Source organism: Variovorax sp. Varisp85 (genome assembly GCF_047304045.1).
Classification (GTDB): Bacteria; Pseudomonadota; Gammaproteobacteria; order Burkholderiales; family Burkholderiaceae_C; genus Variovorax.
This window is the reverse complement of record NZ_JBGLYN010000003.1, coordinates 77,724-99,595: the sequence shown is the minus strand read 5'-3', so window position 1 is coordinate 99,595 and position 21,872 is coordinate 77,724. Positions and strand designations below refer to the sequence as shown.

The window sequence follows — 21,872 nt, the reverse complement described above, 5'->3', positions numbered from 1 at the left end:
CATGACCACCGATCCCGGCGCGAGCCTCATCAGTTCGCGCGACAACCCGCTCCTCAAGGACCTGCGCAAACTGGCCCAGGACCCGGGCGCCTATCGCAAGCTGCGCCGCATCTGGCTCGAAGGTGACCATCTGTGCCGGGCGGCGCTGGCGCGCGGCGTGAAGCCGGCGATTGCGGTGTTTTCGGAGTCTTTCTGGCCTACAGCCCCTGCCGAATGGGCAAGTAGCGCTATTAAAACCGTAGTAGTCAGCGACGATCTGCTGCGCGGCGCCAGCGGCCTGGAGTCGCCTGCGCCGATGGGCTTCGTGCTCGACCTGCCAGCGCGGCCGGAGCTGATCCCCGATGCGCCCAGCGTGGTGCTCGACCGTCTGCAGGACGCCGGCAACGCCGGCTCCATCCTTCGCAGCGCGGCCGCTTTCGGCTTCACCCAGGTGATCGCGCTCAAGGGTACGGCGGCCCTGTGGGCGCCGAAGGTGCTGCGTGCAGGCATGGGTGCGCATTTTGGCCTGCGGCTGATCGAAGGCGTGGACGCCGACGTGCTCGACGGCCTGAAAGTGCCGTTGGTGGCGACCAGTTCGCACCACGGCGAGTGGCTTCACAAGGCCGAGCTGCCGCATCCCTGCGCCTGGCTGATGGGCCATGAAGGGCAGGGCGTGTCGCCCGCGCTCGAGGCGCGCGCCACGCACCATATCCGCATCGCCCAGCCAGGCGGCGAGGAGTCGCTCAACGTCGCGGCAGCTGCCGCGATCTGCTTGCATGCGAGCGGAGCAGCCCTGCAGGCCAAATAACACACCCAGTCCGGGCTACAATCGGGGGCTTACTCGCAAATCAGCGTCGCCCGGCCGCCTTTAACGCCAAAATCCCCTGAAGCAGCAGTCCGCAGGCAACGCGCCTGGGGCTCCGGGCGACCGTAACCATCCGGAGAACCCAGTGCTTTTGTCTCTCAAGGGAAGTTTCCCGCCCGCCATCCTGGCGCTCGCAGACGGCACGGTCTTTCAAGGCAATTCGATCGGAGCCACCGGCTCCACGACCGGTGAAGTGGTGTTCAACACCGCCATGACCGGTTACCAGGAAATCCTCACCGACCCGAGCTACTGCCAGCAGATCGTGACCCTCACGTATCCGCACATTGGCAACTACGGCGTCAACGGTGAAGACATCGAAGCCGACAAGATCCATGCCGCGGGCCTGATCATCAAGGACCTGCCCCTCGTCGCCTCCAACTTCCGCAAGACCACCACGCTGACCGAGTACCTCGTGTCCGGCAACACGGTGGCCATTGCGAACATTGACACCCGCAAGCTCACGCGACACCTGCGCACCCACGGCGCGCAGAACGGCTGCATCCTGGGCCTGGCCGCGGGCGAGACCGTGACGCAGGCGCTGATCGACAAGGCCATCGCCGCAGCCAAGGCCGCGCCGAGCATGTCGGGCCTCGACCTCGCCAAGGTGGTGTCGGTCACGCAGACCTACGAATGGACTGAAACCGAGTGGAAGCTCGGCGCGGGCTACGGCGTGCAGATCACACCGAAGTTCCACGTCGTCGCCTTCGACTACGGCGTCAAGAAGAACATCCTGCGCATGATCGCGCAGCGCGGCGCGCGCATCACCGTGGTGCCGGCACAGACGCCCGCGGCCGACGTGCTCAAGCTCAAGCCCGATGGCATCTTCCTGGCCAACGGCCCCGGTGACCCGGAGCCTTGCGACTACGCCATCAGCGCCGTCAAGGAACTGATCGAGACCGGCATCCCGACCTTCGGCATCTGCCTGGGCCACCAGATCATGGCGCTGGCCTCGGGCGCCAAGACCTTCAAGATGAAGTTCGGCCACCACGGCGCGAACCATCCGGTGAAGGACCTCGACAACGGCCGCGTGAGCATCACCAGCCAGAACCACGGCTTCGCGGTCGACGAGAAGTCGCTGCCGGCTACCCTGCGTCCCACCCACATCAGCCTGTTCGACAACACGCTGCAGGGCCTGGCGCGCACCGACAAGCCCGCGTTCTGCTTCCAGGGCCACCCTGAAGCCTCGCCCGGCCCGCACGATATCGGCTACCTGTTCGATCGCTTCACGGCACTCATGGAAAAGCACAAGACGGAGAGCAAGAATGCCTAAGCGCACAGACCTCAAATCGATCCTCATCATCGGCGCCGGCCCGATCATCATCGGCCAGGCCTGCGAGTTCGACTACTCCGGCGTGCAAGCCTGCAAGGCGCTGCGCGAAGAGGGCTACAAGGTCATCCTGATCAACAGCAACCCCGCGACGATCATGACCGACCCGGCCACGGCCGACGTCACCTACATCGAGCCCATCACCTGGCAGACGGTCGAGAAAATCATCGCCAAGGAACGCCCCGACGCGATCCTGCCGACCATGGGCGGCCAGACCGCGCTGAACTGCGCGCTCGACCTCTGGCGCAACGGCGTGCTCGACAAGTACACGGGCGCGGCCACCAACAAGCCAGTCGAACTCATCGGCGCCACGCCCGAAGCCATCGACAAGGCCGAGGACCGTCTGAAGTTCAAGGACGCGATGACCAAGATCGGTCTCGGTTCGGCGCGCTCGGGCATCGCCCACACGATGGACGAAGCCTGGGCCGTGCAGAAGACGCTCGGTTTCCCGACCGTGATCCGCCCCAGCTTCACGCTCGGCGGCACGGGCGGCGGCATCGCCTACAACCCCGACGAATTCGAGACCATTTGCAAGCGCGGCATCGAAGCCTCGCCGACCAACGAGCTGCTGATCGAAGAATCGCTGCTCGGCTGGAAGGAGTACGAGATGGAAGTCGTGCGCGACAAGGCCGACAACTGCATCATCGTCTGCTCGATCGAGAATCTCGACCCCATGGGCGTGCACACCGGCGACTCGATCACCGTGGCACCGGCGCAGACGCTGTCCGACAAGGAATACCAGATCCTGCGCAACGCCTCGCTGGCCGTGCTGCGCGAGATCGGCGTCGACACCGGCGGTTCGAACGTGCAGTTCTCCATCAACCCGAAGGACGGCCGCATGGTCGTCATCGAGATGAACCCGCGCGTGTCGCGTTCGTCGGCGCTGGCCTCCAAGGCCACGGGCTTCCCGATCGCCAAGGTCGCGGCCAAGCTGGCCGTGGGCTACACGCTCGACGAGCTGCGCAACGAAATTACCGGCGGCGCCACGCCCGCGTCGTTCGAGCCCTCGATCGACTACGTGGTCACCAAGATCCCGCGTTTCGCGTTCGAGAAATTCCCGCAGGCCGACTCGCGCCTGACGACGCAGATGAAGTCGGTGGGCGAGGTGATGGCCATGGGCCGCACTTTCCAGGAGTCGTTCCAGAAGGCCCTGCGCGGCCTCGAAGTGGGCGTCGACGGCCTGAACGAGAAGACGCAGGACCGCGAAGTGCTCGAAAAGGAACTGGGCGAGCCCGGTCCCGAGCGCATCTGGTACGTGGGCGATGCCTTCGCCATGGGCCTGAGCGTCGATGAGGTGTTCGCGCTGACCAAGATCGACCCGTGGTTCCTGGTGCAGATCGAAGAGATCGTGAAGATCGAACTCGAGCTGGAAACCAAGTCGCTCGACCAGATCGACAAGGACACGCTGCTCGCGCTGAAGAAGAAGGGCTTCTCCGACCGCCGCCTGGCCAAGCAGCTCAAGACCACCGACACGGCCATCCGCGAGAAGCGCCGTGCCCTGGGCGTGCGCCCGGTCTACAAGCGCGTGGACACCTGCGCGGCCGAGTTCGCGACCAACACGGCCTACATGTACTCGACCTACGAGGACGAGTGCGAAGCCGATCCGACCGACAAGAAGAAAATCATGGTGCTCGGCGGCGGTCCCAACCGCATCGGCCAGGGCATCGAGTTCGATTACTGCTGCGTGCACGCTGCGCTCGCCATGCGCGAGGACGGCTACGAGACCATCATGGTCAACTGCAACCCGGAGACCGTGTCGACCGACTACGACACGTCCGACCGGCTGTACTTCGAGCCGCTGACGCTCGAAGACGTCCTCGAGATCGTCGACCGCGAAAAGCCGCTCGGCGTGATCGTGCAGTACGGCGGCCAGACGCCGCTGAAGCTCGCGCTCGACCTCGAAGCCAACGGCGTGCCGATCATCGGCACCTCGCCCGACATGATCGACGCGGCCGAAGATCGCGAGCGCTTCCAGAAGCTGTTGCATGAACTGGGCCTGCGCCAGCCGCCGAACGCCACGGCGCGCACCGAACCCGAGGCGCTCGAAAAGGCTGCGGCGCTGGGCTACCCGCTGGTGGTGCGCCCGAGCTACGTGCTCGGCGGCCGCGCGATGGAAATCGTGCACGAGCAGCGCGACCTCGAGCGCTACATGCGCGAAGCGGTCAAGGTCAGCAACGACTCGCCGGTGCTGCTCGACCGCTTCCTGAACGACGCTGTCGAGTGCGATGTCGACTGCATCCGCGACGCCGAAGGCGCCACGCTGATCGGTGGCGTGATGGAGCACATCGAACAGGCCGGTGTGCATTCGGGCGACTCTGCCTGTTCGCTGCCGCCCTATAGCCTGAGCGCAGAAACCATCGCTGAACTGAAGCGCCAGAGCGCCGCGATGGCCAAGGCTCTGAACGTGGTCGGCCTGATGAACGTGCAGTTTGCGATCCAGCAAAAGGATGGCAAAGACGTCATCTACGTACTGGAAGTGAACCCGCGCGCTTCTCGCACCGTGCCCTACGTGAGCAAGGCCACCGGCATCCAGCTCGCCAAGGTGGCGGCACGCTGCATGGCCGGCCAGTCGCTCAAGTCGCAGGGTGTGACGAAGGAAGTCACGCCGCCGTACTTCAGCGTGAAGGAAGCCGTGTTCCCCTTCGTCAAGTTCCCGGGCGTGGACACCATCCTCGGCCCAGAGATGAAGTCGACCGGCGAAGTGATGGGCGTGGGCAAGACCTTCGGCGAAGCCTTCGTGAAGTCTCAGCTCGGCGCGGGCACACACCTGCCGAAGTCGGGCAAGGTCTTCATCTCGGTGAAGAACAACGACAAGGCGCGTGCCGTGGAAGTGGCGCGCGGACTCGTCAAGCTGGGCTTCGAGATCATCGCCACCAAGGGCACGGCTGCCGCCATCGGCGCCGCCGGCATCGAATGTGCGACGGTGAACAAGGTGACCGAAGGCCGCCCGCACATCGTGGACATGATCAAGAACAACGAGATTGCGCTGGTCATCAATACGGTGGAGGAGCGCCGCAATGCGATCACCGATTCGCGGCAAATCCGCACTTCGGCGCTGCTGGCGCGCGTGACCACGTTCACCACGATCTTCGGCGCCGAAGCCGCGGTGGAAGGCATGGGCTTCATGGACGAGCTGGGCGTGATCTCGGTGCAGGAGATGCACGCGCAGCTGGCTGCCGCCTGAGCGCCGTCATGGAAACGCAGCTCGTCGAACTGAGCCTGAGCGACTGGAACGCGGCCACGCCGAACGAGGCGTGGATCGCGGAGCTGGAAGCGGGCAAGGTGCTGTATTTCCCGCGCCTGAGCTTCGAGCTGCTGCCCGAAGAGCGCAGCCTGCTCACGCCGAGCCTGCTGTCGCCGGATGTGCGCAACATCAGCCTCGATGCCAATGGCAAGCTCAAGGGCGCTGTCGGCGACGAGGCGGTGCAGCGCAAGGCCGCGGCGATGGTGGGGCGCTTTCGGGCGCAGGCCACGCAGCTCATTCATGGGCTGCTGCCGCATTACACGCCAGCCTTGCGGCTGGCGCCCACGAGCTACCGGCCGGCGCAGGTCGAGACGCGCGTGCAGTCGTGGCGCGCGGACGATCGGCGTTTGCACGTCGATGCGTTCCCGTCGCGTCCCAACTACGGCGAGCGCATCCTGCGTGTGTTCACCAATGTCAATCCTGAAGGCGCACCGCGCGTGTGGCGGGTGGGCGAGCCTTTCGAGAACATCGCGAAGCGCTTCCTGCCGCGCGCCAAGCCGTATGTGCGCTGGCAAGCCAGGCTGCTGCAGGCGCTGCACGTGACCAAGTCGTTCCGCAGCGAGTACGACCACCTGATGCTGCAGCTGCACGACGGCATGAAATCGGACATGGCGTACCAGGAAAACTCGCCGCAGGAAAAGGCCGAGTTCCCGCCGGGCTCGGTGTGGGTGTGCTTCTCCGACCAGACCTCGCACGCCGTGATGGCGGGCCAGTACATGCTCGAGCAGACCCTTCATCTGGCCGCTTCGAAGCAATACAATCCCGACTCGAGCCCGCTCGCCATCCTGAGCCGGCTGACCGGACGCAATCTCGTCTGACCTGTCCCCCCAATCGACCGCCGAACGGCATCGTTCGGCGGTTTCGCTTTATGGAGAACCAAACATGGCCACCATTCCAATCACCAAGCGCGGTGCCGAAAAGCTGCGCGCCGAACTTCACCAGCTCAAGACGGTGGACCGTCCCTGGGTCATCAACGCCATCTCCGAAGCGCGTGCCCAGGGCGACCTGAGCGAGAACGCCGAATACGAAGTCGCCAAAGACCGCCAGGGCTTCATCGAAGGCCGCATCCAGGAGGTCGAAGGCAAGCTGTCGGCCGCGCAGATCATCGATCCCAGCGAGCTCGATGCCGGTGGCAAGGTGGTGTTCGGCTCCACCGTGGAGCTCGAAGAGGAAGAGACCGGCGACGCGGTGAAGTACCAGATCGTTGGTGAAGACGAAGCCGACCTCAAGCTCGGCCTGATCAACATTTCCAGCCCGATCGCGCGTGCGCTGATCGGCAAGGAAGAAGGCGACACCGCCGAAGTGCAGGCGCCCGGCGGACTCAAGCGCTACGAGATCGTGGCCGTGCGCTACCTCTGATTCTTCGACCCGTGAAAGACCGCATTGCGCTGATGCTGGCCGCCTTCTGGTGGGGCAGCCTCACCACGATCGGCTTCCTGGTGGTGCCGATGCTGTTCGCGAAGCTGGGCAATCCATCGGTGGCGGGCAACTTCGCCGGCCAGTTGTTCGAGGCGCAGAGCTGGATCGCAATTGCCTGCGGACTGATCCTGCTGATCCATTTCAGGTCCAAGGCCGACGAGCGCATGGACGGGCCGGCAATGACGGCGATCTTCTTCATCCTGGGGGCGCTGTTGCTGGCGCTGCTTCAGCAGTACGCCGTGGCGCCGCGCATCCTGGCGCGCGAGAACCTCAAGTTGTGGCACGCCGTGGGCACCGGCATGTACTTCGTGCAGTGGCTGTGTACCGGCGTGCTGCTATGGCGCATGGGCGCCCGCAAGCCGGGCTGAAGTGCAGAGGCGGCAATTGCCGCCTCGTGCCTCTCACTCTTTCCAATACTTGGCGACCCAGCCCGCAGGCCGGATGTACCGGAAGGCCCGGTTGCGGCGGCCTGCCAGCGCATCCGGCGGGTTGCACTCGCCATGGAACACCATGATGCGCGCGCCCTCGGGCACGAAGGGCTCTTTCCAGTAGTTGGTCGGCCAGGTCGGGATGCCGTGGTACTTGAAGCTCGGGCACCAGGCGTCAGGCCAGTAGGCCAGCTTGCCCTGCTTGTGGAGCACGTCGGAGAGGTAAGCCTGCTCGTTGCGGTACTCGGCCTGGACCTTGTCCATGTTGGCGCGGAAATACGCCAGCACGTCGGCATGGGCGCCCAACTCGAAACGGTAGACCGACGAATTGCCGGTGACCCGCTCGCGTCGCCAGGGGCGGGCGTAGTCGTGAATGATCAGGAATTCGCCGGGCTGTTCGAAGAAGGCGTCCAGGCTGCCGACGACCACCACGTCGAGGTCGAGGAAGAGGGCGGTGCCGCGCAGGCCGTGCAGGTCCTGCTCGAAGGTCGTGAGCTTCTTCCAGGCGCCATCGCGCTGGCCCGGGGCCAGGTGCAGATTGAGGGGCGGGATCGGCAGGCACGTCACCTCGGGGTGGATGCCGTTGCCGTCGTCGGTCAGGCACACGAACTTGAAGTCGCCGCGGAGGTTGCGGCGCACCATCGCGTAGAGCCGGTTGACGTATTCGGGGCCGTATTTCGTGCCCCATTTCATGCAGAGGATGTGGCGCTGGGCGCCTTGCGCTGCCACCAAGCTCAGTCCGCCTGGTTGCGCTTCTTGGCCGACAGCGGCCGCTTTGCCTTGGCGCGCTTGATGGTGCCGCCGGGGGTGAGGCGCTGATTGCCGAGCACACGCAGGGTCTTGATTTCGGGGCGCTGGCCGCCGCGCTTGCTGTACTTGACGATCTTGACGTCGCGCGGGCCGGGCATGCGGTCTTCATCGACCACGCGTTCCTTTTCGGGCTTCGGGCGCCACAGCACCAGCAGCTTGCCGATGTGCTGGATCGGGGCCGCGCCGAGTTCGTCGGACAGCTCTCGCAGCATGGCGTCGCGGGCGAGGCGGTCGTCGGAAAAGACCCGGACCTTGATCAGGCCATGGGCCTTGAGCGCCGCATCGGCCTCTTTTTTTACGGCAGGGGTGAGCCCGTCTCCACCGACCATGACGATCGGATCCAGGTGGTGAGCTTCGGCGCGGTGCACCTTGCGCTCGGCAGGGGTAAGTTGAATGGCGGGCATCCCCGTATTATCGACGCGTACACGAAGACCTTCATGAGCACCAAAGCCAAAAGCAAAAAAGTCAACAAGGCGTGGCTGCACGACCATATCAACGACCCCTACGTGAAACTCGCCGCCAAGGAGGGTTATCGCGCACGCGCCGCCTACAAGCTCAAGGAGATCGACGAGTCGCTTGGGCTCGTCAAGCCGGGGCAGCTGGTGGTGGACCTAGGTTCTACCCCGGGCGCCTGGAGCCAGTACCTGCGCCGGCGCATGTCGCCCGGCGGGGCGGCGGCCGGCGAGCTCAACGGCACCATCGTTTCGCTCGACATCCTGCCGATGGAGCCCATCGAGGGCGTGACCTTCCTGCAGGGGGATTTCCGCGAAGACGCGCTGCTGCAACAGTTGCTGGGCGTGCTGGCGGGCCGAAAGGCCGACCTGGTGGTGTCGGACATGGCGCCCAACCTGTCAGGCATCCATTCGGCCGACGCCGCCCGCGTGGCTCACCTGATCGAGCTTGCGATCGACTTCGCCCAGCACCATCTGAAGCCTGAAGGAGCGCTGGTGGCCAAGTTGTTCCACGGCAGCGGCTACGACGACCTGGTGAAGCTTTTCAAGGCGAATTTCCGCATCGTCAAGCCTTTCAAGCCCAAGGCATCGCGGGACAAATCGGCTGAAACCTTCCTGGTCGGCGTGGGCCTCAAGGCCTCGGATACGCCTTGATACCTTGCTGCGCAGGGGCGCGTCCGGGGCACAAACCCATGCCAGCCTATCGCCGCATTAGGGAAATGCCCGCTTTTCGCAGCTTGAAAAGCCTAAAATGGGTCGCAATTGCGTACCCATAGCGCGTTTTTCATCTGTCTGTCACGCGCTTTAGCCTGGAGCTTCGTTTGAACAATCAGTGGTTTTCCAAAGTTGCCGTATGGCTCGTCATTGCCATGGTGTTGTTCACTGTGTTCAAGCAGTTCGACACCCGCGGCAGCGTCGGTTCGGGGACAGTCAGCTATTCCGAGTTCCTGGACCAGGTCCGGAACAATCAGGTCAAGAGCGCCATCATTCCTGAAGGCGCTGCCGGCGGTGAAATCGTCGCCGTCACCAACGACGATCGCAAGATCCGCACGACCGCCACGGTGCTCGACCGCGGCCTCGTGGGCGATCTGATCGACCACAACGTCAAGTTCGACGTCAAGCCGCGCGAAGAGGGCTCGCTCCTCATGACGCTGCTGGTCAGCTGGGGGCCGATGCTGCTGCTGATCGGCGTCTGGATCTACTTCATGCGACAGATGCAGGGCGGCGGCAAGGGCGGGGCGTTCAGCTTCGGCAAGAGCAAGGCCCGCATGATGGACGAGAACAACAACACGGTCACTTTTGCCGACGTCGCGGGCTGCGACGAGGCCAAGGAAGAGGTCCGTGAAGTGGTCGACTTCCTGAAAGACCCGCAACGCTTCCAGAAGCTCGGCGGTCGCATTCCGCGTGGTCTGCTGCTGGTCGGTCCCCCAGGCACCGGCAAGACGCTGCTGGCCAAGTCGATCGCCGGTGAAGCCAAGGTGCCTTTCTTCTCGATCTCGGGTTCCGACTTCGTTGAAATGTTCGTCGGCGTCGGCGCCGCCCGTGTCCGCGACATGTTCGAGAACGCCAAGAAGAACGCGCCCTGCATCATCTTCATCGACGAAATCGATGCGGTGGGCCGTCAGCGCGGCGCCGGTCTCGGCGGCGGCAACGACGAGCGGGAGCAAACCCTCAATCAGATGCTGGTCGAGATGGACGGTTTCGAAACCAACCTCGGCGTGATCGTGGTGGCTGCCACCAACCGCCCCGACATCCTGGACGCCGCTTTGCTGCGTCCCGGCCGCTTCGACCGCCAGGTCTACGTCACGCTGCCCGACATCCGCGGCCGCGAGCAGATCCTCGGCGTGCACATGCGCAAGGTCCCGCTGGGCCAGGACGTGAACCCGAGCGTGATCGCCCGCGGCACGCCCGGCATGTCGGGTGCCGACCTGGCCAACCTCTGCAACGAAGCCGCCCTGATGGCCGCACGCCGCAATGCGCGCGTGGTCGAGATGCAGGACTTCGAGAAGGCCAAGGACAAGATCTTCATGGGCCCCGAGCGCAAGAGCATGGTCATGCCCGAGGAAGAGCGCCGCAACACGGCCTACCACGAGTCCGGCCACGCCCTCATCGGCAAGCTGCTGCCCAAGTGCGACCCGGTCCACAAGGTCACGATCATTCCGCGCGGCCGTGCCCTCGGCGTGACCATGAGCCTGCCTTCGCAGGACCGCTACAGCTACGACCGCGAATACATGCTCAACCAGATCAGCATGCTGTTCGGCGGCCGCATCGCCGAGGAAGTGTTCATGCACCAGATGACCACGGGCGCCAGCAACGACTTCGAGCGCGCGACCTCCATTGCCCGCGACATGGTCACGCGCTACGGCATGACCGATGCGCTGGGCCCGATGGTCTACGCCGAGAACGAAGGCGAAGTGTTTCTGGGCCGCTCGGTCACCAAGACCACGAACATGAGCGAACAGACCATGGAAAAGGTCGACAGCGAGGTGCGCCGCATCATCGACGAGCAGTACGCCCTGGCGCGTCGCCTGATCGAAGAGAACAGCGACAAGATGCACGCCATGGCCAAGGCGCTGCTCGAATGGGAAACCATCGACAGCGAACAGCTCGACGACATCATGGCCGGCCGTGCGCCGCGCCCGCCCAAGGATTGGACGCCGCGCATCCCGCCTTCGGGCAGTGGCGGCAGCGGCGGCACGCCGGCGGTCAATCCCGACCCGGCGCCCACTGCGGCTTGAAGTGGACTTGGCAGCAAGCAACAACGGGGCCTCTGGCCCCGTTTTCCATGGAGAGGTCTGGCAGACCTCACGCTTTCGCATCGACCTCGCGCAGCCGCGCGTGATGGGCATCGTCAACGTCACGCCCGACTCCTTCTCCGATGGCGGTGCCCACGCTTCCACCGGCAGCGCGCTGAAGCACTGCGAGCAGCTGCTGAAGGAGGGCGCCGACATCCTCGACATCGGCGGTGAATCGACCCGCCCAGGGAGCCCCGCGGTGCCGCTCGAGGCCGAGCTGGCACGCGTGCTGCCCGTGGTGCGCGAGGCAGTGAAGCTGAACGCGCCGATCTCCATCGACACCTACAAGCCCGAGGTCATGCGCGCCGTGCTCGATCTGGGCGCTGACATCGTCAACGACATCTGGGCGCTGCGCCAGCCGGGCGCGCGCGAAGCCGTCTCGGCGCACCCTTCGTGCGGCATCTGCCTGATGCACATGCATCGGGACCCGCAGACCATGCAGGCCGTGCCCATGGCGGGCGACGTGATCCCGGCAGTGCTGTCTTTCCTCGGGGAGCAGGCGCAACTTCTTCGTGCGGCGGGAGTCGATTCTTCGCGCATCATGCTCGACCCCGGCGTTGGGTTCGGCAAGACCGTGATGCAGAATTTCGCCTTGCTGGCGCGCCAGCGCGAGTTGCTCGCCGGCGGTTACCCGCTGCTGCTGGGCTGGTCGCGCAAGTCGTCCATCGGCGCCGTCACGGGCATCGAGGCGGCGGGCGAGCGCATGGTACCCAGCGTCGCCGCGGCGGTGCTGGCCGTGGACCGCGGCGCGGCCGTGGTGCGCGTGCATGACATGCGCGACACAGTGGCCGCCCTCGCCGTGTGGCGAGCAATGAAGGCGACACAAGAACCACAACAAAGAAAAGAGGAAACCACATGACCCGCAAATATTTCGGCACCGACGGCATCCGCGGCACTGTCGGCCAGGCGCCCATCACGCCCGATTTCGTGCTGCGCCTCGCACATGCCGTGGGCCGCGTGCTCAAGAGAACCCAGGCGCGTCCCACGGTGCTGATCGGCAAGGACACGCGCATCTCGGGCTACATGCTTGAGTCGGCGCTCGAGTCGGGCTTCAATTCGGCGGGCGTCGATGTGGTGCTGCTCGGCCCGTTGCCGACGCCCGGCGTGGCGTACCTCACGCGCGCCCAGCGCGCGAGCCTGGGCGTGGTGATCAGCGCGAGCCACAACGCCTACCCCGATAACGGCATCAAGTTCTTCAGCGCGCAGGGCACCAAGCTCGACGACGCCTGGGAACTGGCTGTCGAGGCGGCATTGGAGGAAGCGCCGGTATGGGCAGCCTCCGCCGACCTGGGCAAGGCCCGCCGCCTCAACGACGCGCCGGGGCGCTACATCGAGTTCTGCAAGAGCACCTTCGCCAACGACCTGACCCTGCGCGACATGAAGCTGGTCGTCGACGCGGCGCACGGCGCGGCGTATCAGGTCGCGCCCAACGTGTTCCACGAACTGGGTGCGGAGGTCAGCAGCATCGGCGTTTCGCCCGACGGGCTCAACATCAACAAGGGCTTCGGCGCCACGCATCCACAGGCCTTGGTGACCGCGGTGACGACGCAGCAGGCCGACTATGGCATCGCCCTCGACGGCGACGCCGACCGCCTGCAGCTGGTGGATGCCAGCGGGCGCCTGTTCAATGGCGACGAGCTGCTCTACCTCATGGTGGCCGAGCGCATCGCGCGCGGCGAGAAGCCGGCGGGCGTGGTCGGCACGCTCATGACCAACAAGGCCGTCGAAGTGGCGCTGCGCGGGCAGGGCATCGAGTTCGTGCGTGCCAAGGTCGGCGACCGCTACGTGCTCGAAGAGCTGGACAAGCGCGGCTGGCTGCTGGGCGGCGAAGGTTCCGGCCATCTGCTGGCGCTCGATCGCCACACCACGGGCGATGGCATCGTGAGCGCACTGCAGGTGCTGCAGGCCTGCGTGCGCAGCGGCAAGACAGTGGCGCAGCTGCTCGAAGGCGTCACGCTGTTCCCGCAGACGCTGATCAACGTGCGCCTGTCTCCGGACCAGGACTGGAAGTCCAACAAGGCGCTCGCGAGCGAAACCCAGCGCATCGAGGCGGAACTTGGCGACAGCGGCCGCGTGCTGATCCGTGCGAGCGGCACCGAGCCGCTGGTGCGGGTGATGGTCGAGGCGCGCGATGCGGCACAAGCCGACTCGTACGCCCAGCGCCTGGCGGCCACGCTGGGCTGATCGGCGCGCATCGCATGTCGACGCCTGGCCACGCCGCGATCGCGACCCTGATCGCCGACTATCGCAATCCCGCGCACGCCGAGGCTGTCGTGTCCCTGCTGGACAGCTATGCCCGCGATCCGGCTGGTGGCGGCACGCCGCTCGACGCGGCCGTGCGCGAAGCCTTGCCTGCGGCGCTGGCAGCGCGCCCGCAGGCCTTCAGCGTGCTGGCCTACGACGGTGAGCGGGCCGTGGGCCTCATCAACTGCATCGAAGGCTTCTCGACCTTTGCCTGCGAGCCGCTGGTGAACGTGCACGATGTGGTCGTGCTGGCCGGCCATCGCGGGCAGCGCGTGGCGCAGAAGATGTTCGCTCAGGTGGAGCAGGAGGCGCGCAGGCGCGGCGCCTGCAAGCTCACGCTCGAAGTGCTGTCGGGCAACGCGCCCGCGCTGCGCGCCTATGAACGCGACGGGTTCGTGAGCTATCAGCTCGATCCGGCGTTCGGCAGGGCCGTCTTCCTGCAGAAGAAGCTCTGAAAAGAAAAAGGGCCGAGGCGTACCTGTCGCCGTCGGCCCTCACCCCAACCCTCTCCCCCGGGAAGAGGGGCAAGTCAGATCAGAAACGTGTTACCGGCATTTCGGCATCGCCCGCCTTGGTCGGGGCGTACTTGCCCAGCTCCCACTTGGCGATTGCATTGCGGTGCACTTCGTCCGGGCCGTCCGCAAAGCGCAGCGTGCGCGCACCGGCATAGGCGGCCGCAAGCGGGAAGTCGTCGCACATGCCGCCGCCGCCGTGGACCTGCATGGCCCAGTCGATCACCTGGCAGGCCATCGACGGCGCCACCACCTTGATCATGGCGATCTCGTTCTTGGCGACCTTGTTGCCGGCCACGTCCATCAGCCAGGCGGCCTTCAGCGTGAGCAGGCGAGCCATGTCGATCTTGCAGCGGGCTTCGGCGATGCGTTCCTGCGTCACGGTCTGCGAGGCCACGGTCTTGCCGAAGGCCACGCGCGACGAGGCGCGCTTGCACATCAGTTCGAGCGCGCGCTCGGCCAGGCCGATCAGGCGCATGCAGTGGTGGATGCGTCCAGGGCCGAGGCGGCCCTGGGCGATTTCGAAGCCACGGCCTTCGCCGAGCAGAATGTTGTTGACGGGCACGCGCACGTTCTCGAAGTACATCTCGACGTGGCCGTGCGGCGCATCGTCGTAGCCCATCACGTTCAGCGGGCGCACGATGCGGATGCCCTTGGCATCGGCCGGCACGATGACCATGCTCTGCTGCGAGTGGCGCGGCGCATCGGGGTCGCTCTTGCCCATGGTGATGAAGACGGCGCAGCGCGGGTCGGCCGCACCCGAAATCCACCATTTGTGACCGTTGATCACGTATTCGTCGCCCTGGCGTTCGATGCGCGTGGCGATGTTGGTGGCATCGCTCGATGCCACTTCGGGCTCGGTCATCGCGAAGGCCGAGCGAATCTGACCTTCGAGCAACGGCTTGAGCCAGCGGGCCTTGATTTCTTCCGAGCCGTAGCGCGCGATGGTCTCCATGTTGCCGGTGTCGGGCGCCGAGCAGTTGAAGGCTTCACTCGCCCATGGCACCGCGCCCATGATCTCGGCCAGCGGGGCGTATTCCTGGTTGGTCAGCCCCGCGCCTTCATAGCCCGAGGCGGCGGCGCTGTCGACCGGCAGGAACAGGTTCCACAGGCCCTGGGCCTTGGCCTTTTCCTTGAGCTTCTCGACGGTCTTGAGAGCCGACCAGCGCTTGCCGGCGACCGTGTTGGCGGCCAGTTCGGCGTGGTACTCGGCTTCGGCCGGATAGATGTGGTCGTCCATGAATGCCTGGACGCGTTTCTGCAGGTCTTTGGTCTTGGCCGAGTATTCGAAATCCATCTTCGTCTCCTGGTGGGTGTGGGGCGGCTTATGCCTTTTGGGCAAACTGCCAGGCCATTTCGGCCATGGGGCGGGCGCCGCGGGCCGAAGCCACGGCTTGCTCGCTCGACGCGGTGCCGGCCTCGACCCGCTTGGCAATGCCTTGCAGGATCGCGGCCATGCGGAACAGGTTGTAGGCCTGGTAGAAATTCCAGTCGGGCGCCAGCGCCTCGGGTGTGCTGATGCGGGTGCGTTCGCAATAACGGCGGATGTATTCGCTCTCGGTGGGAATCCCCAGCGCGGCGACGTCCACACCGCCGATGCCGCGGCCCGTGGTGGGCGGCATGTGCCAGGACATGCAGTGGTAGCTGAAGTCCGCCAGCGGGTGGCCCAGCGTGGAGAGTTCCCAGTCGAGCACCGCGATGATCCGCGGCTCGGTGGCGTGGAACATCACGTTGTCGAGGCGATAGTCGCCATGGACGATCGACACCTTGCTCTCGTCGCGCGCGCTCGCCGGCATGTGGGCGGGCAGCCAGTCGATCAGGCGCTCCATGGCCTCGATGGGCTGGGAGAGTTCGCCGGTGCCGTCGGCCGAGGCCTTGTACTGCTTGCTCCAGCGGCCGATCTGGCGCTCGAAGTAGTTGCCGGGCTTGCCGTAGCCGGCCAGGCCGCGGGCGGCGAAGTCGACCGTGTGCAGCGCCGCGATGACGCGGTTCATCTCGTCGTAGTGGGCCGCGCGTTCGGCATTGCTGAAGCCGGGCAGCGACTGGTCCCACAGCACGCGGCCCTGCATGAACTCCATGACGTAGAAGGCGCGGCCGATGATGGCCTCGTCTTCGCACAGGCAGTACATGCGTGGCACGGGCACATCGGTGCCGGCCAGGCCGCTCATCACCTTGAACTCGCGCTCTACCGCGTGGGCCGAGGGCAGCAGCTTGGCGACCGGACCCGGCTTGGCGCGCATCACATAGCTTTGCGACGGCGTGACGAGCTTGTAGGTCGGGTTCGACTGGCCGCCCTTGAACATCTCGACCGCGAGCGGACCCTTGAACCCCTCGAGGTTCTTCTCGAGCCAGGCCGCGAGCGCGTCGACGTCGAAAGCGTGCTGTTGCGAGACGGCACGGGTGCCGATGAAGTTGGAGAAGTCCTGGCTCATGTCTGCGTCTGGCTTTTCAGTTCTCGGCTTCGGAAATGCGCCTCAAGGCTGCGCGGTCCAGCACGACCAGGCCGCCCTGTTCGATGCGGATGCTGCCCTCGCGCTCCATGGTCTTGAGTTCCTGGTTGACCCGCTGGCGCGATGCGCCCAGCAGCTGCGCCAGCTCTTCCTGCGCCAGCTGCAGGCCGATGCGCATCTGGTTGCCGTCTTCCAGGTTCGGCACGCCGTAGCTGCGCACGAGGTGAATGAGCTGCTTGGCCAGCCGTGCCCGCAGGGGCAGGGTGTTGAGGTCTTCCACCAGCCCGAACAGCGTGCGGATGCGGCGTGCCTGCAGCCGCATCAGCGCCTCGTACAACTCCACGTGCGAGGCCAGGATCTTCTGGAAGTCGGCGCGCGCCACGCACAGGATCGTGGTGTCGCCGTGCGAGTAGGAATCGTGCGTGCGCCGGTCCCCGTCGAACATCGCCACGTCGCCGAACCAGATGCCCGGCTCCACGTAGGTCAGCGTCACCTGCTTGCCGGAGACGGCCGTCGAACTCACGCGCACCGCGCCCTTGGCACAGGCGATCCAGTGTTCGGGAGGATCGCCGCGGGCAGCGATCAGGTCGCCGTCCTTGTAGCGTTTGACGAAGGCGCATCGGAGGATGTCGTGCCGTAGCGATGGAGATAGGGAAGAAAACCAGCGACCACTATTGATCGCTTCACGTTCTTCGATGGTAAGAATGGGGTCGTCCATTGGTCTGTCCTCTCGGCGACTGGAATGCTGGTGGGTGTCACGGGAGCGACGCCGTTTGGCGTTACTCGTACTGCGGCGGCTTCTTTTCGAGGAACGCGGCGATGCCGATGCCTGCGTTCGCATGGTGCAGGTTGCGCACGAAGTGGTCGCGCTCCTGCGAGAGCTGCGTGGCCAGCGTGGCGCCTCGCGCCTCGCTGAGCAGTTCCTTGATGCTGGCCAGCGAGTTCGGCGCGCGTGCATTGAGCTTCGCGGCCAGCGCCAGCGCACCTGCGAGCGCCTGGCCGTTTTCCGTGAGTTCGTTGACCAGGCCGAGCGCATGCAGACGCGGTGCGCCGATGCGCTCGCCGTTCATGAGCCATGCGCTCGCCAGCTGGCGCGGCAACTGCTGTCCCAGGTGCCAGCTCAGGCCGCCGTCGGGCGACAGCGCCACGTTGCTGTACGAGGCCGCGAACACCGCGTCACGGGCCGACACGACGAAGTCGCAAGCCAGCGCGAGCGAGAAGCCGGCACCGGCAGCCGCGCCTTCGACCGCTGCGATGACCGGCTTGGGAAAGGTGCGGATCGAATCGATCCAGTTGTGCAGGCCCTCGATGCTCTCGGCCTGCACCGAGCGGTCGAGCTGCCGGTTGGCCAGCAGCCGCTGCAGCGAGCCGCCGGCGCAGAACCATGCACCTTCGCCCACGATGACGACACTGCGGATCTCGGCGCTGTTCTCGGCGCCGTTGAGCGCCTCGATGCCCGCGGCATAGATTTCCGGACCCAGTGCGTTGCGCTGGGTGGGGTTTGCGATCGTCAGCACCATGGTGCTGCCTTCGCTTGTGCTCTTGAGTTCGGCGGTCATGTCTGTCTATTCTTCTTCGTGCAGCAGGCTCAGGCCCAACGCGCCGCGGCGGCGCAGCCACGGGCTCGGGCGATACCGCGGATCACCGTACACCGTCTGCAGGTTGAACAGCACTTCGAGCATGTTGGTCGGACCGTAGAGATTGCCCATGGCGAGCGGGCCGCGCGGATAGCCGAGTCCCAGCTGCACCGCGGTCTCGAGGTCGGCCGGCGTGCACACGCGCTGCTGGCACATGTCGGTGGCGATGTTGACGATGGTGCCGATCACGCGTTGCGTGACGAAGCCGCCGCTGTCGCGGATCACGCTCACTGCCTTGCCATCGCGCGCGAAGAGGGCGTGCGCGGCATCGCGGACGTCGCGGCGCGTCGCAGGGTTGGTGGCGAGTACGCGGCGCTTGGTAGCGTCGTCGTCGATGAGCATGTCGATGCCGACAGTGCGCGTGGCGTCCAGGCGCTCGACCGCTGCGACCGTGGTCACGTCGAAGCCCAGCGGCGCCACCAGGATCAGCGAGTGCGGCGCGGCCGCGGCGCCGCTGTCGATCTGCGCGCCCAGCGTGTTCACCAGGCGCAGCAGCTCGGCGCGGCGTGCTGCGCGCGGAGACACCCAGACCGAAGGCGTGCCCTCGACCACCGGCGCAGGGGCCTCGGGCGCCTGCTGCATCACGCCGTCGGTGTAGCGGTAGAAGCCTTCGTTGGTCTTGCGGCCCAGGGCACCCGCAGCCAGCCGCTGCGCGGTGATCACGCTCGGTCGAAAGCGCGGCTCCTCGAAATACTGGTGGTAGATCGACTCCATCACTGGATGCGACACGTCGAGAGCCGTCAGGTCCAGCAGCTCGAACGGGCCCAGGCGAAAGCCCGCCTGGTCCTTGAGGATGCGGTCGATGGTCGCAAAGTCGGTCACTCCTTCGCCGACGATGCGCAGCGCCTCGGTGCCATAGCCGCGGCCCGCGTGGTTGACGATGAAGCCCGGCGTGTCCTGTGCCTGCACGGCGCTGTGGCCCATCTGCACCGCGTAGCCGGCCAGTTGCTTGCAGACTTCGGGCGCGGTCTTGAAGCCCGCGACCACCTCGACCACCTTCATCAACGGCACGGGGTTGAAGAAGTGGAAGCCCGCGAAGCGCTCCGGGTGCTTGAGGCCGGCGGCGATGGCCGTCACCGAGAGCGACGAGGTGTTGGTGACCAGCGTGGCGGCCTCGCTCACCGAGCCTTCGAGCTCGCGGAACAGCTTGCGCTTGACTTCGAGGTCTTCGATGACCGCTTCGATCACCAGGTCGCAGCCGGCCAGAGCCTGGATGCTGTCGATCGCCTTGACGCGGGCGATCTGGGCATCGCGCGTGGCGGCGTCGATCTTGTTCTTCTCGTGCAGCTTGTTCCATTGCGCAACGAGGGCCTCGCGGCCGCGCTCGGCGGCGCCTGCGAAACTGTCGAGCAGCAGCACTTCGCTGCCTGCCTGGGCGGCGATCTGTGCGATGCCGCGACCCATGGCGCCTGCGCCGATGACGCCGATTCGGGTGTAGTTCACTGTCATTTGCTGGAGATTGATGCTGACGAAGACTCTGATTTTGCAGCCCCGTGCGGGTGGGGCGTGACGGGTTTAACGCGGGGGCGCGCTTTCAGGCCGCCCGGCGGCTGCGATCGATGGCCACGCTGAGCGATATGGCGACCAGCAGCAGGCCAAAACCGACCCAGCTCATCCATGCCCCGGCATCGTTGGCAAGCAGCCAGCCGCCGACCGCGGCGCCCACGGCCTGCCCGGTATAGATGCCGGAGCTGTTGAGCGCCACGGAGCCTGGTGCGAGGGCCGGCGCCAGACCCACCAGACGGGCCTGCTGGGCTGAGTTGGCGGAGAAGCAGCCCAACCCCCACGGAACGAGCACGACAGCCAGCCAGGCGAGCGTGGAGGCCAGCGGCCACAGCAGCAGGCTCGAGGCGATCAGCACGGTGGTAATCAGCACCATGCGGCCGGCGCCCACACGGTCGATGAAGCGGCTGACCATCATGTTGCCGACCAGCCCGCAGGCGCCGAACAGCGCCCACATCACGCTCAGCGTGGTGGCGTCCGCGCCGAAGCCTTGCTTGAGGACCGGGCCGAAATAACTGAACAGCACGAACTGGCCGGCCCCCTGCAGCGCCGTGACCGAAACGATGCCCATCAGCACCGGGCTGCGCAGCACGCGCGACCATGCTTCGGCGGTCAGAGCGGCGGGGCGGACGCCGTTCGGCAAGGTGAGCCAGACCGCTGTCGCGCTTGCGACACTGAGCGCCGCAATGGCCAGGAAGGCCATGCGCCAGCCCAGGTGGCCGCCGATCAGCGCGCCGATGGGCAGGCCCAGCACCGAGGCCATGGACCAGCCCAGGAAGACGAAAGTGACGGCGCGTCCGCGCTGCTCCGGCGGCACCAGCATGCCGGCGCAGGCCGCGGCCTGGGGCGTGAAGATGGCTGGAGCGACCACCGTGAGCATGCGCACCGGCAGCAGGGCGCCGAAGCTCGGCATCAGCGCGCAGAGGATGTGGCCCGCGGCGTACCAGAGCAGGCTGAGCGCCAGCAATTGGCGGCGGTCCCAGCCCGCGACCGCCGCAGCCAGCAGCGGTGCGCCGACGCACATCACTGCCGCTGCGGCCGTGATCAGCTGGCCCGCGGTGGCGGCCGTGACCGAAAGCGAGGTGCTGATTTCATTGAGCGTGCCGGGCACCACCATCACGCCCGTGCCGATCACGAAATTGCCGGCGAGCAGCGCCCAGAGTGCACCCCGGGGCGCCGGCCGGTTCACCGGCGAACCTGCAGCGCGCCGGGATTCACGATGTTCGTCGGGTTGCCGTTGATGTAGCTCACCACGTTGTCGAACGCCTGACCGAAGTAGCTCTCGTAGCTCTCCTGCTCGACGTAACCGATGTGCGGCGTACAGATGCAGTTCTCGAGCCGTAGCAACGCATGGCCTTGCAGCGGCGGCTCGCTCTCGAACACGTCGATGGCGGCCAGCCCGGGGCGGCCGCGGTTGAGCGCGGCGAGCAGGGCGTCGGCTTCGACCAGTTCGGCGCGCGAAGTGTTGACGAACAGCGCCGTCGGCTTCATGCGCGAGAGATCTTCCAGCGTGATGAGGCCGTTGGTCTCTTCGTTGAGCCGCAGATGCACCGACAGCACGTCGGCCGCGGCAAAGAACTCGTGGCGGTTCTGTGCGACCTGGAAGCCGTCGGAGCGGGCCTTGGCGCAACTGGCTTCACGGCCCCAGATCACGACCTGCATCCCGAAAGCCTGTCCATAGCGCGCCACCAGTTGGCCGATGCGGCCATAACCCCAGATGCACAGCGTCTTGCCCTTGAGCACCGAGCCGATCCCGAAGTTGGGCGGCATCGAGGCCGACTTGAGCCCCGACTGCTGCCACGCGCCGTGCTTGAGGTTGCTGATGTACTGCGGCAGCCGGCGCATGGCGGCCATGATGAGCGCCCAGGTGAGCTCAGCAGGCGCCTGCGGCGAGCCCGAGCCCTCCGCGACCGCGACGCCACGTTCCGTGCAGGCAGTAACGTCGATGTGCCCGGCGACACGCCCCGTCTGCGAGATGAGCTTGAGCTTCGGCAGCTTTTCGATCAGCTGGCGCGAGATCTGGGTGCGCTCGCGGATCAGCACGATCACGTCGGCATCCTTGAGGCGAACCGAAAGCTGCCCGATACCCTTCACCGTATTGGTATAGACCTTGGCCGCGTACGCGTCCAGCTTGGCGGCGCAGCGCAGTTTGCGCACGGCGTCCTGGTAATCGTCGAGGATCACAATGTTCATGGCGTGCCATTGTG

The 21,872-nt window shown here is 66.0% G+C and carries 20 protein-coding genes; 11 read left to right on the top strand and 9 right to left on the bottom strand.

What is annotated here, in order from left to right:
* The first annotated feature begins 1 nt into the window (after position 1).
* The 6 genes from ACCC97_RS02675 to ACCC97_RS02650 all read left to right on the top strand — a co-directional run bounded on the left by ACCC97_RS02675 (position 2) and on the right by ACCC97_RS02650 (position 7,202).
* Positions 2-787 (top strand): TrmH family RNA methyltransferase, encoded by a 786-nt coding sequence (locus ACCC97_RS02675; RefSeq protein WP_007836977.1) that lies wholly within the window; start codon positions 2-4, stop codon positions 785-787.
* Positions 788-929: 142 nt separating this feature from the next.
* Positions 930-2,114 (top strand): glutamine-hydrolyzing carbamoyl-phosphate synthase small subunit, encoded by a 1,185-nt coding sequence (gene carA, locus ACCC97_RS02670; RefSeq protein WP_007836976.1) that lies wholly within the window; start codon positions 930-932, stop codon positions 2,112-2,114.
* The gene (carB, locus tag ACCC97_RS02665; RefSeq protein ID WP_007836975.1) at positions 2,107-5,355 is read left to right on the top strand and encodes a carbamoyl-phosphate synthase large subunit; all 3,249 of its coding nucleotides are present in this window, start codon (positions 2,107-2,109) and stop codon (positions 5,353-5,355) included. Before carA ends, carB begins: the two co-directional genes overlap by 8 nt.
* Before the next feature lie 8 nt (positions 5,356-5,363).
* Positions 5,364-6,233, top strand: a complete 870-nt coding sequence (locus tag ACCC97_RS02660) for a Kdo hydroxylase family protein (protein WP_413331515.1) — start codon at positions 5,364-5,366, stop codon at positions 6,231-6,233.
* Positions 6,234-6,297: 64 nt separating this feature from the next.
* Complete coding sequence (gene greA, locus ACCC97_RS02655) at positions 6,298-6,774, top strand: transcription elongation factor GreA (protein ID WP_007836973.1); 477 nt, start codon at positions 6,298-6,300, stop codon at positions 6,772-6,774.
* Between the two features lie 11 nt (positions 6,775-6,785).
* The gene (locus ACCC97_RS02650) at positions 6,786-7,202 is read left to right on the top strand and encodes a DUF4149 domain-containing protein (RefSeq protein ID WP_042674026.1); all 417 of its coding nucleotides are present in this window, start codon (positions 6,786-6,788) and stop codon (positions 7,200-7,202) included.
* Between the two features lie 33 nt (positions 7,203-7,235).
* Here ACCC97_RS02650 and ACCC97_RS02645 read toward each other — a convergent pair whose 3' ends face one another.
* Positions 7,236-7,994 (bottom strand): glycosyltransferase, encoded by a 759-nt coding sequence (locus ACCC97_RS02645; RefSeq protein ID WP_413331514.1) that lies wholly within the window; start codon positions 7,992-7,994, stop codon positions 7,236-7,238.
* A 2-nt stretch (positions 7,995-7,996) separates the two neighbouring features.
* Entirely contained in the window at positions 7,997-8,476 is a 480-nt protein-coding gene (locus ACCC97_RS02640) for a YhbY family RNA-binding protein (protein WP_042674024.1), read from the bottom strand.
* 33 nt (positions 8,477-8,509) lie between these two features.
* Here ACCC97_RS02640 and ACCC97_RS02635 point away from each other — a divergent pair, with 33 nt between their 5' ends.
* The 5 genes from ACCC97_RS02635 (at position 8,510) to ACCC97_RS02615 (ending at position 14,018) form a co-directional block, all read left to right on the top strand.
* Positions 8,510-9,178, top strand: a complete 669-nt coding sequence (locus tag ACCC97_RS02635; protein WP_413331513.1) for an RlmE family RNA methyltransferase — start codon at positions 8,510-8,512, stop codon at positions 9,176-9,178.
* Positions 9,179-9,345: 167 nt separating this feature from the next.
* Positions 9,346-11,262 (top strand): ATP-dependent zinc metalloprotease FtsH, encoded by a 1,917-nt coding sequence (gene ftsH, locus ACCC97_RS02630; protein ID WP_007836965.1) that lies wholly within the window; start codon positions 9,346-9,348, stop codon positions 11,260-11,262.
* A gap of 103 nt (positions 11,263-11,365) precedes the next feature.
* Positions 11,366-12,178: a dihydropteroate synthase gene (gene folP / locus ACCC97_RS02625; RefSeq protein ID WP_413331532.1), complete on the top strand. Its 813-nt coding sequence runs from the start codon at positions 11,366-11,368 to the stop codon at positions 12,176-12,178.
* On the top strand, positions 12,175-13,503 hold the full coding sequence (glmM, locus tag ACCC97_RS02620; RefSeq protein WP_007836960.1) for a phosphoglucosamine mutase: 1,329 nt from the start codon (positions 12,175-12,177) through the stop codon (positions 13,501-13,503). The genes folP and glmM overlap by 4 nt, the downstream gene beginning before the upstream one ends.
* 14 nt (positions 13,504-13,517) lie before the next feature.
* Positions 13,518-14,018, top strand: a complete 501-nt coding sequence (locus ACCC97_RS02615) for a GNAT family N-acetyltransferase (protein ID WP_413331512.1) — start codon at positions 13,518-13,520, stop codon at positions 14,016-14,018.
* 79 nt (positions 14,019-14,097) lie between these two features.
* On the opposite strand, the gene ACCC97_RS02610 is transcribed toward ACCC97_RS02615, so the two are convergent.
* The 7 genes from ACCC97_RS02610 to ACCC97_RS02580 all read right to left on the bottom strand — a co-directional run bounded on the left by ACCC97_RS02610 (position 14,098) and on the right by ACCC97_RS02580 (position 21,858).
* Positions 14,098-15,372, bottom strand: a complete 1,275-nt coding sequence (locus tag ACCC97_RS02610) for an acyl-CoA dehydrogenase family protein (protein WP_056592700.1) — start codon at positions 15,370-15,372, stop codon at positions 14,098-14,100.
* A gap of 28 nt (positions 15,373-15,400) precedes the next feature.
* Positions 15,401-16,507 (bottom strand): phosphotransferase, encoded by a 1,107-nt coding sequence (locus ACCC97_RS02605; RefSeq protein WP_413331511.1) that lies wholly within the window; start codon positions 16,505-16,507, stop codon positions 15,401-15,403.
* A gap of 16 nt (positions 16,508-16,523) precedes the next feature.
* Entirely contained in the window at positions 16,524-17,243 is a 720-nt protein-coding gene (locus tag ACCC97_RS02600) for a Crp/Fnr family transcriptional regulator (RefSeq protein ID WP_007836955.1), read from the bottom strand.
* Positions 17,244-17,304: 61 nt separating this feature from the next.
* Complete coding sequence (locus tag ACCC97_RS02595) at positions 17,305-18,084, bottom strand: oxepin-CoA hydrolase, alternative type (protein ID WP_413331510.1); 780 nt, start codon at positions 18,082-18,084, stop codon at positions 17,305-17,307.
* Between the two features lie 6 nt (positions 18,085-18,090).
* The gene (locus ACCC97_RS02590; protein WP_007836953.1) at positions 18,091-19,611 is read right to left on the bottom strand and encodes a 3-hydroxyacyl-CoA dehydrogenase; all 1,521 of its coding nucleotides are present in this window, start codon (positions 19,609-19,611) and stop codon (positions 18,091-18,093) included.
* Positions 19,612-19,696: 85 nt separating this feature from the next.
* Complete coding sequence (locus ACCC97_RS02585; protein ID WP_007836952.1) at positions 19,697-20,854, bottom strand: MFS transporter; 1,158 nt, start codon at positions 20,852-20,854, stop codon at positions 19,697-19,699.
* Positions 20,851-21,858: a D-2-hydroxyacid dehydrogenase family protein gene (locus ACCC97_RS02580; protein ID WP_007836951.1), complete on the bottom strand. Its 1,008-nt coding sequence runs from the start codon at positions 21,856-21,858 to the stop codon at positions 20,851-20,853. Before ACCC97_RS02580 ends, ACCC97_RS02585 begins: the two co-directional genes overlap by 4 nt.
* Positions 21,859-21,872 lie beyond the last annotated feature (14 nt).